This window comes from Lachnoanaerobaculum sp., from assembly GCF_057250505.1.
This window is the reverse complement of record NZ_DBHIEQ010000044.1, coordinates 1-11,360: the sequence shown is the minus strand read 5'-3', so window position 1 is coordinate 11,360 and position 11,360 is coordinate 1. Positions and strand designations below refer to the sequence as shown.

Genomic DNA, 11,360 nt, shown 5'->3' with positions numbered 1-11,360 from the left:
TTGTATAGGTATAAATCTGCTTTGCCTCATCCCATACTTCCTGCTGCTCTACACTTCCAAGTGTTTTAAGGCCCGCTATAAATCCGATTCCGTTTACAAACATAAAGACAAGATATGCAATTTCTATAAAAAGATATATAAGTCCTTTGATAACCTGTCCGTTTACTATATTTCCAAATCCCATAAGGATCATGGAAAGTTTTGTTGATAATCCGCCCTCTTTTATTGCGTTGGTGCAAGTGTATGGAGTCGGAAATTCATTAACTCTTTTTTTTAATAAACCCATAACATTTACCCCTTAATTTATTCCGTTACTGTTCATTGCCGCATTCATCGCTTCTGTCTGATCTTTGGCATTATCATGTGTCACGCTCTTGTTTCTGATTCCCTTACCCATGTTTTCAACAGGAGTCCAACAGTTACTCATAGCCGCCACAAAAGGTTGAAGAATTGAAGTGTTGTTAAAAGTATTATTCTGTGCCACAACAAGTGCATCGGCTGAAATCTTCGGATCCTTTAAAAGCTCGGTATTACATGGTATAACATTTCTCATCTCATAGTGTGCTTTTTGTGCCTCCATACTTCCAAGATATACCGCAAGTGCAACCGCCTGTTCCATATGTTCACTGTGTGAATTTACACCGATTGCCTTTGAACCTGCATAAGCAAGCATCTGCTTCTGAGTCCCGTTAACAGTAAAAGTAGGAAGTGATGTAACACCCATCTTATCTCCAAGTGTCTCCTTAATAGCATTCGCATCCCATGAACCTGTAAACATCGCACTTACACTGCCATCACGAAGACCTGCAAGTGCTGAACCGTCCGCATCAATTTTAAAATTCGGGTTGGCCACCAAATCAATTACATAGTTGGTAGCATCTACCGCTTTTTCACCGCTGAAGTCAACCCCCTTTGACTCATCATTTTTATTTCCAAACAACGTACATCCGTTTCCCAGATAAAATGCCGGAAGATACCATGAATTGACTAAAGGGAAAGATACTGTACCCTTTTTCAGCATTGTATCAAGGTTTTTTACATCATCATCAGAAAATACAGACTTATTATAGAACATATACCATGTATTTGTTGTAAAAGGTACACCGTAAATATCATTATTTACTCTCAGTGAATCCAAAAGCTCCTTTGAGTTAGTTGATTCAATAGCGTCTTTATACTTGCCGCCAAACCTTGCAATTGCCTTTGCATCAATAAGATTGGTTATACGGTCATTTGCATACATAAACACATCGGCACTTGCATCAGGATCCTGTGATACCTGATCCGCCGCAGTTGCCTCATCTTCAACACCGTAGACAAAGGTTATATCCCATTCAGGATGTTGATTTGCAAAACTTTTGCACATTGTCTGAAGCCACTCACCATTGTCTTTTGACTGATCTTCCGACGGTGACCAAACCATTAGCCTGACCTTTTCAGCTCCGTTAGCACTCTTACTGCCGCCGCATCCTGTAAGCCCCGCTACCAGAGTCAAAGTCATGATTCCTGTTAGAAATCTTGCAAGACCTCTTCTCATAATCTTACTACCTCCAGATTAAATTTTCGTATTGTTTCGTTAATGTAAATATATATCTTTTTTAATTCTTAGTCAATCAATTTTCATGTTTTCTCTATGTTTTTATAAGACATATATAACACATTTTTCGGTTTTTATATATGTAAAATAAAAAAGAAATTTCAACTGAAATTTATCATGGTGTTATTCGTTGCTTTTTACAATTTCATTCTATATAATAATATTGAAATGATTTTCTTTTATTATGAAAGGATATTAAATTATGACTACAATACAGGATATTGCTGACAAACTGGGCATTTCCAAAAGTACTGTGTCAAAAGCATTAAACGATGCACCTGATATTAGTGAGGCGTTGCGTAAACAAGTTTTAGAGACTGCCGTTGCACTGGATTATACAAAGCTTAGACGATATAAAAAGCCGGTCAAAAAAATCTGTGTTTTAGTAGAAGAAGAAAATATTGAGTATGAAAAACCTCATCATTTTGCATATGATATAATCATAGGTTTTCGCCAGTTGGCGGAACCTGCAGGCTTTGAAGTGGAAACGGTACCTGTCGATACTGCTTTGCAAAAAAGTAAAAATTATGATGTATTCATGCTTGAACATGACTATGTCGGTTCTTTTGTAATAGGATTTTCACTGAATGATCCATGGATTAAAGATTTTAAAAGCAGTCATACTCCTGCCGTACTCTTCGATAACTATGTTACCGGAAATGCCGCTACCGCCTATGTAGGTATTGACAATGATGAGGGAATGGAGCTGGCACTTACTCATCTTACCAATCTCGGACATAGAAATATAGCCTATCTTAGCGGTTCACTTGGCTCTTATGTACTTCAGATGAGACATGCATCCTTTTTGCGTGCCATGCATCGCCATGGACTTAGAACCGCTTTTGCAAATACAGGATGCTCCTACCATATCTTTGAATGTACAGAAAAGTATCTGCCTAAATTTTTGGAAGTCGGAATGACAGCTGTTATATGCAGCCATGATAATATAGCCTTGGCGGCAATTGTAAAGTGTCAACAGCTCGGCTATAAAGTACCTGAAGATATAAGTATTATAGGCTTTGATGATTTGCCGGCATCGGCATATGCATCACCGCCGCTTACCACTGTTAAACAGGACAGAGTTGAACTTGGCAAAAGCGGATTCTTTGCACTTTCAAGTCTGTTAAGTGATATACCGATAAGTACATTTTTGCTACATGCAAAACTTATTAAAAGAAAATCCACAGCGAATGTTTGAATAGAATAATATAAATGAAAATTAAAGTACGCATATATTACAGTTATATTGTCCAAATAAAAAATGCGTAGCAGTCAAAAACCGCTACGCCGAAAGATATAACTTTTGGTGTCACATTAGATATCTTCGTTATATGGATTTTCTTTTTATAAATACTTTATTTATAATAACAGATATAAATATAGTAATTAACATACTCGGTATGGTGCTTCCTATCGGTGTATCAACCTTCATCAATATTCTGTATATTATAAATCCTATTACCCATATAATGATATTTTGTATTGAAAACTTCTTTTCATCATGACTTATTTTTAATATAAAGAAATCGGCTATTTGTATTGCAATCATAGGTGCAAATACTGAACCTATAAGATATAAAAAGCTTGTTATATCATCCATCGGTAATATAACGGCTCCCAAAGTCCCTATAACGGTAACGGCTATAGCCACCCATTTTGACTCTATTTTTGAAAATATTGATTCCGTTGATACTCCTGCCGAGTATACATCTAAAAATGTTGTGGTCACTGTAGAAAGTACAACTATAAGAAGACCCATTATGCCAAATCCCGCTTTCAGTAAAATCTGAGCTATATCTGACTCTTTTGTAAACAACGCCGCACTCATTCCTATAAGATACATCCATACACTTACCAGACCGTATACAATACTGCTTGCTGCAGTTGCCTTTACAGGTTTCTCAGCTTCTTTAGTATAATCGCTCATAAGAGGCAGCCATGACAAAGGCATAGCTACTGAAAGCTCAAGTGCCGCTCCGAAGCTCATACCTTCACTATCTGTACCGAATACCGCTCCGCCTTTAAATATGATAAAACTTAGAACAATTGTCATTATAAACAGTGCCGACATGGCAACTATATTTATTTTCCCCAAATTCTTAATTCCTATAAGTATCCATATCAAAATAAGTCCGCCGATAATCAGACACCATATAATATGACCTGCAGCCAGTATTCCCTCGGTAGCCGAAGCACCGTCATAAATCATTATACCTGTCCAACCGAAAAGCTGCATAACATTAAGTACTGCAAAGAAAATACTTCCTTTATCTCCAAAGCTCATTTTTACAGTATCCATCGAACTTTTTTGTGTCTTTGCACCTATTAAGCCGGCTAAAAACAGTAAAACACAACCTACTATATGACCAAGAACTATTGCCAGTAACCCTTTAAAAAAACCTAAGGAAGCAAAATATGTTCCTGTTAAAATTTCTGCTATAGATACAGCCGCCCCAAACCATATCAGGCTGTTTTCAAATACTGATGTACGCTTATTCATTCTCACTCTCCTTTGCATACTCTCCGTTGATATTAAAAGCATGATTCATAGGTCCACTTCCTTTTCCAAGATCAAGCATGGCAAGAAGAGCCTCCGATATATAGCTCTTCGCTCTTTTTACAGATTCTTCGAGCGTATATTTCTTTGCCAAATTTGCCGCTATGGCAGATGAAAGTGTACAACCCGTACCGTGAGTGTTAGGATTATTTATACGTTTTCCAAAGAACCACTTCGCTTTTTTGTCCTCATACAACAAATCATTTGCATCGTTTATACTATGTCCCCCTTTTAACAATACGGCACAACCGTAATTGTCATAGATTATTTGTGCAGCCTCCAACATATCTTTATCATTTTTAATGCTTACACCTGAAAGCACCTCTGCTTCCATGATATTCGGTGTTATAACACTTGCCAGAGGAAAAAGTTTCTCCTGTAAGGTTTTTATTGTTTTATCTTCTATCAACTTCGACCCGCTTGTAGCTACCATTACCGGATCAAGTACTATATTTTTTGCCTTGTATTTTACAAGTTCGTATTCAATTGCTTCTACGATATCTGAAGAAGATACCATGCCTATTTTTATTGCATCAGGATAAATATCTTCAAAAATCATCTCCAGCTGACTCTTTACAAAATCTTTATCTATATTTACAATTCCTGATACTCCTGTAGTATTCTGTGCTGTAAGTGCCGTTATTGCACTCATTGCATATACATTATTTGCAGTCATTGTTTTTATATCGGCCTGAATACCTGCACCTCCGCTACAGTCACTTCCGGCTATTGTTAATGCTGTTCTCATAAATAGTCTCCTCAAAGTTATATTAAGTTATTTGCCAGAGTATATAGTTCTTTTGTAGCTTTACCTATATCTTTTGCACCGAATATCGCAGAAACTACTGCAACTCCGTCTATTCCGCTGCCCTTCAGTTTCAATATATTTTCAGCATTTATTCCACCTATAGCAACCTTAGGTATATCTACAGCATCACATATTGATTTCACTTTTTCATATGGAATAACATCTACATCATTTTTTGTGGAAGTTTCAAATACTGCACCTATGCCTATATAATCGGCTCCGTTCTCCTGTGCAAACTTAGCTTCCTCTACCGTATGTGCTGAAATACCTATTATCATGTTTTCTCCGACAATCTTACGAACATCTTTAAGCCCCATATCATCCTGTCCTATATGTATTCCGTCTGCATTGGAAGCAATTGCCACTTTTACATTATCGTTAACAATAAATGGAGTATTATACTGTCTGCAAAGTACACATATCTTTTTTGCCTCTTCTATAAAGCTTGCTTCATCCAGATTTTTTTCCCTAAGTTGCACACATGTGACCCCGTTTTCAAGAGCCTCTTTTATCTGTTCATATAAAGTTTTTTTACCTGTCCATGCTCTGTCTGTGACAGCATAAAGATGCATATACTTCTTATCTAATCTCATACCTTGCCCCCTTTTCCAGTTCATCCGGTGTGAGATTATAAACTGCATCTATCAAATAATTTCTATAGCTGCTGTTACCGTCTTTATCTGTCATACGTTTTTTTGCAATTTCACCACATAGTCCCATTGCACATACACAGGCAAGAGCGGCTTTTAATATATCCTTAGGATTGGCACTTATATATGCCGCCATCATGGCTGAAAGCTGACATCCGCTTCCTGTGATTTTACTCATAATCTTATCACCGTTGTATACACAATATGCCGTTTTACCGTCTGTAATTATGTCTATAACGGATGTTATAACTATTATGCTTGAAGTCTTTTGTGCAAAATCTTTTGCAAAACTAACCACTGTATCAATACTTTCTTTATTTATAGAATCAACCGAATCAACTCCCCTTGTATTACCGCTACCTACAGCAAGACATTTAATTTCTGATAAATTACCGCGAATCACACTTAACTTCACGGTTTCAAGAAGCTTTTTTGCTGTATCTGTTCTTAACCTTGATGCTCCTGCACCTACAGGATCGAGAACAACCGGATGATTCAATTCATTTGACTTTTTACCGGCTGCAAGCATTGCAGATATTGTCATTTTGTTTAACGTACCTATATTTATATTAAGTCCTGAACATATAGATGTTATATCTTCAACCTCTTCCAAATCATCTGACATTATAGGACTTGCACCACAAGCAAGAAGTATATTCGCACAGTCATTTACAGTGACATAATTTGTTATATTGTGTACTAAAGGCGATTTGACTTTAACATTTTCAAGAATTTCTTTTAACATATCAGTTACCCCCGTTTTAACTGTTTTCTAATTTTAACTTTGAAAAAACATTTATCATATGCTGAACCGGAGCACATTTACTTCCCAAAACAGGAAAATAACACATACTACCTACAACTGCAAGTGCACACAACAAACCTGAAACACTCAATTTCCTGACATTACTTTCATCCATAAGTAATCCTCCTAAAGTAAAGTTTATAACTATAAAATTGTATACTTATATTTAGGAGATTTTTGCAATAAAAAATGAGATACAGAACCTGTATCTCTGAAAAGAAAGTAAAAAACATCTCCCTACGTTGGCATTATCCAAATCAGGTGAACGGTCGAAAGTCACACTTCCCTCTCAGCCTATAATATAAGCTCCCTCGTTAATATAGTTATATTTTATAGGAAGTATATCACTACAAATAAAAATGTCAATATAATATTTGACAGGCGGTAATGCAACCGCCTGTCACCAATTAATTCATACAGTTTTTGTCAGTCTTTTCTTGCATATACAATAAATAATGCAACTCCGATAAAAAACATACCTCCTACAATATTTCCAAGAGTTACCGGAAGTTCATTCTTAAGAAAGAAGTTCTGCCAGTTGAGTGTGGCAAGTTTTTCAGCTGAGATACTGTACTTTGTCATTGCAGCTTCAGCAAATTTTGCATTGCCTGCCGCAAAGATACCTGCAGGAATATAGAACATATTTGCAACACAATGCTCAAAGCCTCCGGTAACGAAGGTCATAATAGGCAAAAAGCTTGCCAAAACCTTGCCTGAGGTGTCCTTTGACAGTCCTGCCATAACAACTCCGAAGCATACAAAGAAATTACAAAGTATACCTGAGATAAAGGCACTTCCGAACGAAATATTTGCCTTTGAAAGTGCAAGCTTTATTGTAAAAGCACCCATTGCCCCGTCTCCAAGTTTAAACTGTCCGCTGTATGCAACAAGGATTGCAAGGATAAGTCCACCTATAAGATTTGAAATAAACACTGTAATAAGAACTCTTATCATGCTTGCAACATTGTACTTGCCTTTCAGCAGTCCCATAATCATAAGGCAGGCACCTGTAAAAAGCTCTCCGCCAAACAATACCATCATAACGAAGCCTATAGGGAACACAAGTCCTGCAACAAGTCTTGCAAGTCCTACATTTGCAATATCATGCATAGCTACACTGCTTGCCATAGCACCTGCACCAATAAGCATACCTGCAAATATTCCAAGGATAATCATCTTATGCAACGGACGCTCTACCTTCGCCTCACCCGCAGATATGAGATTTGAAGTAACCTCAGCGGTTGTATTGGAAAAATTCATAATACACTCCTCTTCTTTTTTTGTCGGTTATATTTTTAACTAACTTCATATATTGTACAAAAAAAATCTTTTATGTCAAGGACTAATCAAAATAACTTTTGAAAAATAGGATATATTCAGATAAATACTTATTTGTCAGACATTCAATTTACAAATGATAAACAAAAGAAAAATACGATATATTCGTTATATCAATAAATAAAGACAAACCTTTTATTCTATTATATATGTATATGCATAATATTACAAAAAGCAATCATATTATCACAAATTATACTACTATTTTTATATTTTTCTTAGATTTAGCTATCTTGAATTGTATTTTAAATCATTGGAAAATTTATAGTAAAATTACTTATTTACATTATCAATAAATAGTGATATATTTTGATTTGATTGATTATACATATCAAAGGATATGTAACATTTTAAGCATGAAAAGGAATCAAGATGATACATAACAGCAGTACATATAATATAGGTAAGTTTCAAAATGCCGATACAGTGCAGGATGATAAAAACTTTATGAACGAATATAAAGCTGATAAAAGAAAAAGTTTAATATATCTTTTTATTTTATTATCTTTGCTTATTTTTGTATTCCTTATATCATTCTCATCCGGGCGTTACAATATGTCTATATCAGATGTGCTTGCTTCTGTCTACAGCGGTATAAAGCACGGAATATGGTGGTTGCTTTCAAATCTTGGAATATCTTTAAAAGAAACTGATTTTATGACCGGACCTCAAGATACAGTTATATGGAGAGTCCGTATGCCTCGTATTTTCGCCGCGATTTTGGTAGGAAGTTCTCTTTCGGTCTCAGGTGCAACATACCAGGGGCTGTTTCGAAACCCTATGGTCTCACCTGATATCTTGGGTGCAAGTGCAGGTGCCAGTGTAGGCGCCTGTATTATGATGCTTTTTAATATGGGACCTGTAATGGTACAAATAGCAGCTTTTTCTATGGGGATTTTTGCGGTTGCACTCTCATACTTTTTAAGCAAGTCTATAGGTAAAGGGTCAAATACCATCTTATTGCTTGTACTTTGCGGTATGACAATAAATACCCTCTTTCAGGCTTTTGTTTCTATCACAAAATATCTTGCAGACACTGACGAACAGCTTCCCGCTATGACATATTGGTTAATGGGGAGTCTTGCAAAGGTAAGCTATAATGATTTGACATTCTTCCTTATACCTTTTTTACTTGGAGTTATTCCTATATTTTCACTAAGATGGAAGCTTAATCTTTTGTCATTCGGAGAGGACGAAGCAAAATCAATGGGTATAGATGTCTCGACTGTCAGAATTGTATGTATTATATGTGCAACTCTTCTTACCGCGGCAGTTGTATCAATAGCCGGAACAATAGGTTGGGTAGGGCTTATGATTCCGCACCTTGTGCGTTTTATTGTAGGTCCGAACAATAAGATTGTAATACCTTTTTCACTTTTGACAGGGGCTCTGTTTATGCTTATTGTAGACAATTTTTGCAGATCATTGCTTGCATATGAGATTCCGCTTGGCGTACTGACATCACTTATAGGCGCTCCGTTCTTTATATACATACTGTTTAGAACAAGGGGGAATGCATAATGGAATTATCTGTAAAGGATGCATCTTGCGGATATGGAGACAATGTAATACTTAGAGATATATCATTTTCTATAAAACAGGGTGAAATAGTATGTATCCTCGGTCCAAACGGTATAGGAAAGACCACACTGTTTCGCTCAGTGCTCGGTTTTTTGAACCTGATAGACGGTGATGTAATGCTTGACGGTGTGCCGAGGTCAAAAATAGGAGCAAAAAAGTTTTCAAAATGCGTCGGCTACATACCACAGGGACATGAGTCACCTTTTCCGTATTCTGTTAAGGATGTTGTTGTTATGGGTAGAGCCGCTCATCTGAAAAGATTTGAATCTCCCGGAGCAAGCGACTATAAAATGGCCTACACTATGATGGATATGCTGGGTATTTCATATCTTAGAAATAAGACATATACTCATATTTCAGGCGGTGAGCGTCAAATGGTTTTAATTGCCAGAGCACTTACACAGGAGCCTAAAATACTTGTAATGGATGAGCCTACGGCAAACCTTGACTTCGGTAATCAAATACATGTACTTGAATGTATAAGTAAACTTACTTCTTCAGGTCTTGGAGTACTTATGACCACACATAACCCCGACCATGCCTTCCTTTGCTGTGACAGAGTAATACTCCTTACAAAGGATAAAAAGGTCATGGTTGGAACTGTGGATGAAATAGTTACTGAAGAAAATCTGAAACTTGCGTACGGAGTTGATGTTAAGATCAGTTCAACGGTAACTGACAGCGGAAAGTTAATAAGGAGCTGTATTCCATTGCTTGGATAAAGTTTCTTTATATATTTTTATAATAAGGAGGATAATATGAGAAAAAATAATCGTATTGTTACAAAATTTCTTACCGGCGTGATGTGTGCATTCATGCTTACCGCATGCGGAAGCGGAGCAAAGACAAATCAGATACCAAGCTCATCACCGGAGTCAAGTGCACAGGATGCTACAGCGGCTTCATCTGCACAGAGTCAGTCTGACAACAAAGGTGAAACCAGAACGGTTACCGACATGAAGGGCGTACAGGTTGAGATACCGAAGGAAGTTCACACTTATGTGGAGAGCTGGTTTGCACATAATGAGGTGGATCTTATGCTTGACGGAGCAAACGGTATGCTGGTTACCTGTGTAAGCCCTGAAAAGTTCCCATGGATGTATGCCGTCTGTCCAAACTTCTACAATGCAAAATCAACAGACTTTTCAGCCGATATGAATCTTGAAGAGATTATTGCCGCAAAGCCTGATGTTGTATTCGGTTCAAATGAGGACTATCGTGCAATGTTTACAAATGCAGGTATCCCATATATCAACTGCATGTTCTCTACATATGACGAGCTTAAGAAGTCTGTAAAGCTCACAGCCGAGGTATTCGGTGGTGATGCGGTTAAAAAGGCTGACGAGTATATAGATTATCTTGATAAGAGAACCGCTTGGGTTGCCGAAAAGACAGCTTCCATCCCTGACGACAAGAAGTTAAGCGTAGCCCACGGAAGTTCCGTATATGAGTTGAACTTTGACGGCGGTAACACTATCATTGATGAGTGGATTAAATACTCAGGCGGAAAGAATGCCGCAGGACAGGAAGTTCAGGGTAACTTAAAGAATATAAGTCTTGAACAGGTAATGGCTTGGGATCCTGATGTGTTGATTACAGGACAGCCACAGTCTGAAGTTGAAAAGATTATGTCGGATCCGGCATGGGCGGAGCTTAAAGCCGTAAAAAATAAGAGAGTTTATTCAAACCCGAAGGGTGCGTTCGCTTGGGATCGTTATGGTGTAGATGCAGCTCTTCAACCACAGTGGTGTGCACAGGTACTTTATCCTGATCTGTTCACAGACTTCAGTATAAAGGATGAAGTAAAGAAATTCTACTCCGAGTTCCTTGGATACAACCTTTCAGATGATGAGGCACAAATGATTCTTGATTGCAAGACACCTGATCTTAACAACTATCCTAAAAAGTAATATAAAATAACCAAAATGGGCCGTCGGGAAATAAGCATTTCTACTTCCCGCAGAACTAAAAAAATATCCTGACAAATACAAGGCGTTTTTGCTTTGTGACTTTGTCAGGATATT

11 protein-coding genes, 1 pseudogene and 1 riboswitch are annotated in these 11,360 nt (G+C 37.2%); of the genes and pseudogenes, 4 read left to right on the top strand and 8 right to left on the bottom strand.

Features of this window, described 5'->3' with window-relative positions:
- Both ACO6FI_RS12530 and ACO6FI_RS12525 read right to left on the bottom strand, forming a co-directional pair.
- A pseudogene (locus ACO6FI_RS12530) lies at nt 1-286 on the bottom strand (sugar ABC transporter permease); the annotation flags it as partial.
- 12 nt (nt 287-298) lie between these two features.
- Nucleotides 299-1,537 carry an extracellular solute-binding protein gene (locus ACO6FI_RS12525; protein WP_485457627.1) on the bottom strand — a complete coding sequence of 413 codons (1,239 nt, stop codon included), beginning with the start codon at nt 1,535-1,537 and terminating at the stop codon, nt 299-301.
- A gap of 262 nt (nt 1,538-1,799) precedes the next feature.
- Here ACO6FI_RS12525 and ACO6FI_RS12520 point away from each other — a divergent pair, with 262 nt between their 5' ends.
- Complete coding sequence (locus ACO6FI_RS12520) at nt 1,800-2,795, top strand: LacI family DNA-binding transcriptional regulator (RefSeq protein WP_485457626.1); 996 nt, start codon at nt 1,800-1,802, stop codon at nt 2,793-2,795.
- A 129-nt stretch (nt 2,796-2,924) separates the two neighbouring features.
- Here ACO6FI_RS12520 and cytX read toward each other — a convergent pair whose 3' ends face one another.
- The 6 genes from cytX to ACO6FI_RS12490 all read right to left on the bottom strand — a co-directional run bounded on the left by cytX (nt 2,925) and on the right by ACO6FI_RS12490 (nt 7,677).
- On the bottom strand, nt 2,925-4,097 hold the full coding sequence (cytX, locus tag ACO6FI_RS12515; RefSeq protein ID WP_485457625.1) for a putative hydroxymethylpyrimidine transporter CytX: 1,173 nt from the start codon (nt 4,095-4,097) through the stop codon (nt 2,925-2,927).
- Nucleotides 4,090-4,902, bottom strand: coding sequence for a bifunctional hydroxymethylpyrimidine kinase/phosphomethylpyrimidine kinase (gene thiD, locus ACO6FI_RS12510; protein ID WP_485457624.1), 813 nt, complete (start codon nt 4,900-4,902; stop codon nt 4,090-4,092). Before thiD ends, cytX begins: the two co-directional genes overlap by 8 nt.
- A 17-nt stretch (nt 4,903-4,919) precedes the next feature.
- Nucleotides 4,920-5,555: a thiamine phosphate synthase gene (gene thiE / locus ACO6FI_RS12505; RefSeq protein WP_485457623.1), complete on the bottom strand. Its 636-nt coding sequence runs from the start codon at nt 5,553-5,555 to the stop codon at nt 4,920-4,922.
- Complete coding sequence (gene thiM, locus ACO6FI_RS12500) at nt 5,542-6,357, bottom strand: hydroxyethylthiazole kinase (protein WP_485457622.1); 816 nt, start codon at nt 6,355-6,357, stop codon at nt 5,542-5,544. Before thiM ends, thiE begins: the two co-directional genes overlap by 14 nt.
- 16 nt (nt 6,358-6,373) lie before the next feature.
- Nucleotides 6,374-6,532: an energy coupling factor transporter S component ThiW gene (locus tag ACO6FI_RS12495; protein WP_485457621.1), complete on the bottom strand. Its 159-nt coding sequence runs from the start codon at nt 6,530-6,532 to the stop codon at nt 6,374-6,376.
- A 102-nt stretch (nt 6,533-6,634) separates the two neighbouring features.
- Nucleotides 6,635-6,740, bottom strand: a riboswitch (TPP riboswitch).
- A gap of 103 nt (nt 6,741-6,843) precedes the next feature.
- Nucleotides 6,844-7,677, bottom strand: coding sequence for a formate/nitrite transporter family protein (locus tag ACO6FI_RS12490; RefSeq protein ID WP_485457620.1), 834 nt, complete (start codon nt 7,675-7,677; stop codon nt 6,844-6,846).
- A 450-nt stretch (nt 7,678-8,127) separates the two neighbouring features.
- Here ACO6FI_RS12490 and ACO6FI_RS12485 point away from each other — a divergent pair, with 450 nt between their 5' ends.
- From ACO6FI_RS12485 to ACO6FI_RS12475, 3 genes are read left to right on the top strand one after another with little or no spacing between them, the layout of a single operon-like run.
- Complete coding sequence (locus tag ACO6FI_RS12485; RefSeq protein ID WP_485457619.1) at nt 8,128-9,276, top strand: FecCD family ABC transporter permease; 1,149 nt, start codon at nt 8,128-8,130, stop codon at nt 9,274-9,276.
- Entirely contained in the window at nt 9,276-10,058 is a 783-nt protein-coding gene (locus ACO6FI_RS12480; RefSeq protein ID WP_485457618.1) for an ABC transporter ATP-binding protein, read from the top strand. The genes ACO6FI_RS12485 and ACO6FI_RS12480 overlap by 1 nt, the downstream gene beginning before the upstream one ends.
- 36 nt (nt 10,059-10,094) lie before the next feature.
- The gene (locus tag ACO6FI_RS12475; protein ID WP_485457617.1) at nt 10,095-11,246 is read left to right on the top strand and encodes an ABC transporter substrate-binding protein; all 1,152 of its coding nucleotides are present in this window, start codon (nt 10,095-10,097) and stop codon (nt 11,244-11,246) included.
- Nucleotides 11,247-11,360: the final 114 nt, after the last annotated feature.

Bases quoted from the DNA above. Each gene is read 5' to 3' on its own strand.
- ACO6FI_RS12475 (WP_485457617.1), top strand. From the start codon at position 10,095: ATGAGAAAAAATAATCGTATTGTTACAAAATTTCTTACCGGCGTGATG.
- cytX (WP_485457625.1), bottom strand. From the start codon at position 4,097: ATGAATAAGCGTACATCAGTATTTGAAAACAGCCTGATATGGTTTGGG.
- thiM (WP_485457622.1), bottom strand. From the start codon at position 6,357: ATGTTAAAAGAAATTCTTGAAAATGTTAAAGTCAAATCGCCTTTAGTA.
- ACO6FI_RS12480 (WP_485457618.1), top strand. From the start codon at position 9,276: ATGGAATTATCTGTAAAGGATGCATCTTGCGGATATGGAGACAATGTA.
- ACO6FI_RS12485 (WP_485457619.1), top strand. From the start codon at position 8,128: ATGATACATAACAGCAGTACATATAATATAGGTAAGTTTCAAAATGCC.
- ACO6FI_RS12520 (WP_485457626.1), top strand. From the start codon at position 1,800: ATGACTACAATACAGGATATTGCTGACAAACTGGGCATTTCCAAAAGT.
- thiD (WP_485457624.1), bottom strand. From the start codon at position 4,902: ATGAGAACAGCATTAACAATAGCCGGAAGTGACTGTAGCGGAGGTGCA.
- thiE (WP_485457623.1), bottom strand. From the start codon at position 5,555: ATGAGATTAGATAAGAAGTATATGCATCTTTATGCTGTCACAGACAGA.
- ACO6FI_RS12495 (WP_485457621.1), bottom strand. From the start codon at position 6,532: ATGGATGAAAGTAATGTCAGGAAATTGAGTGTTTCAGGTTTGTTGTGT.
- ACO6FI_RS12525 (WP_485457627.1), bottom strand. From the start codon at position 1,537: ATGAGAAGAGGTCTTGCAAGATTTCTAACAGGAATCATGACTTTGACT.
- ACO6FI_RS12490 (WP_485457620.1), bottom strand. From the start codon at position 7,677: ATGAATTTTTCCAATACAACCGCTGAGGTTACTTCAAATCTCATATCT.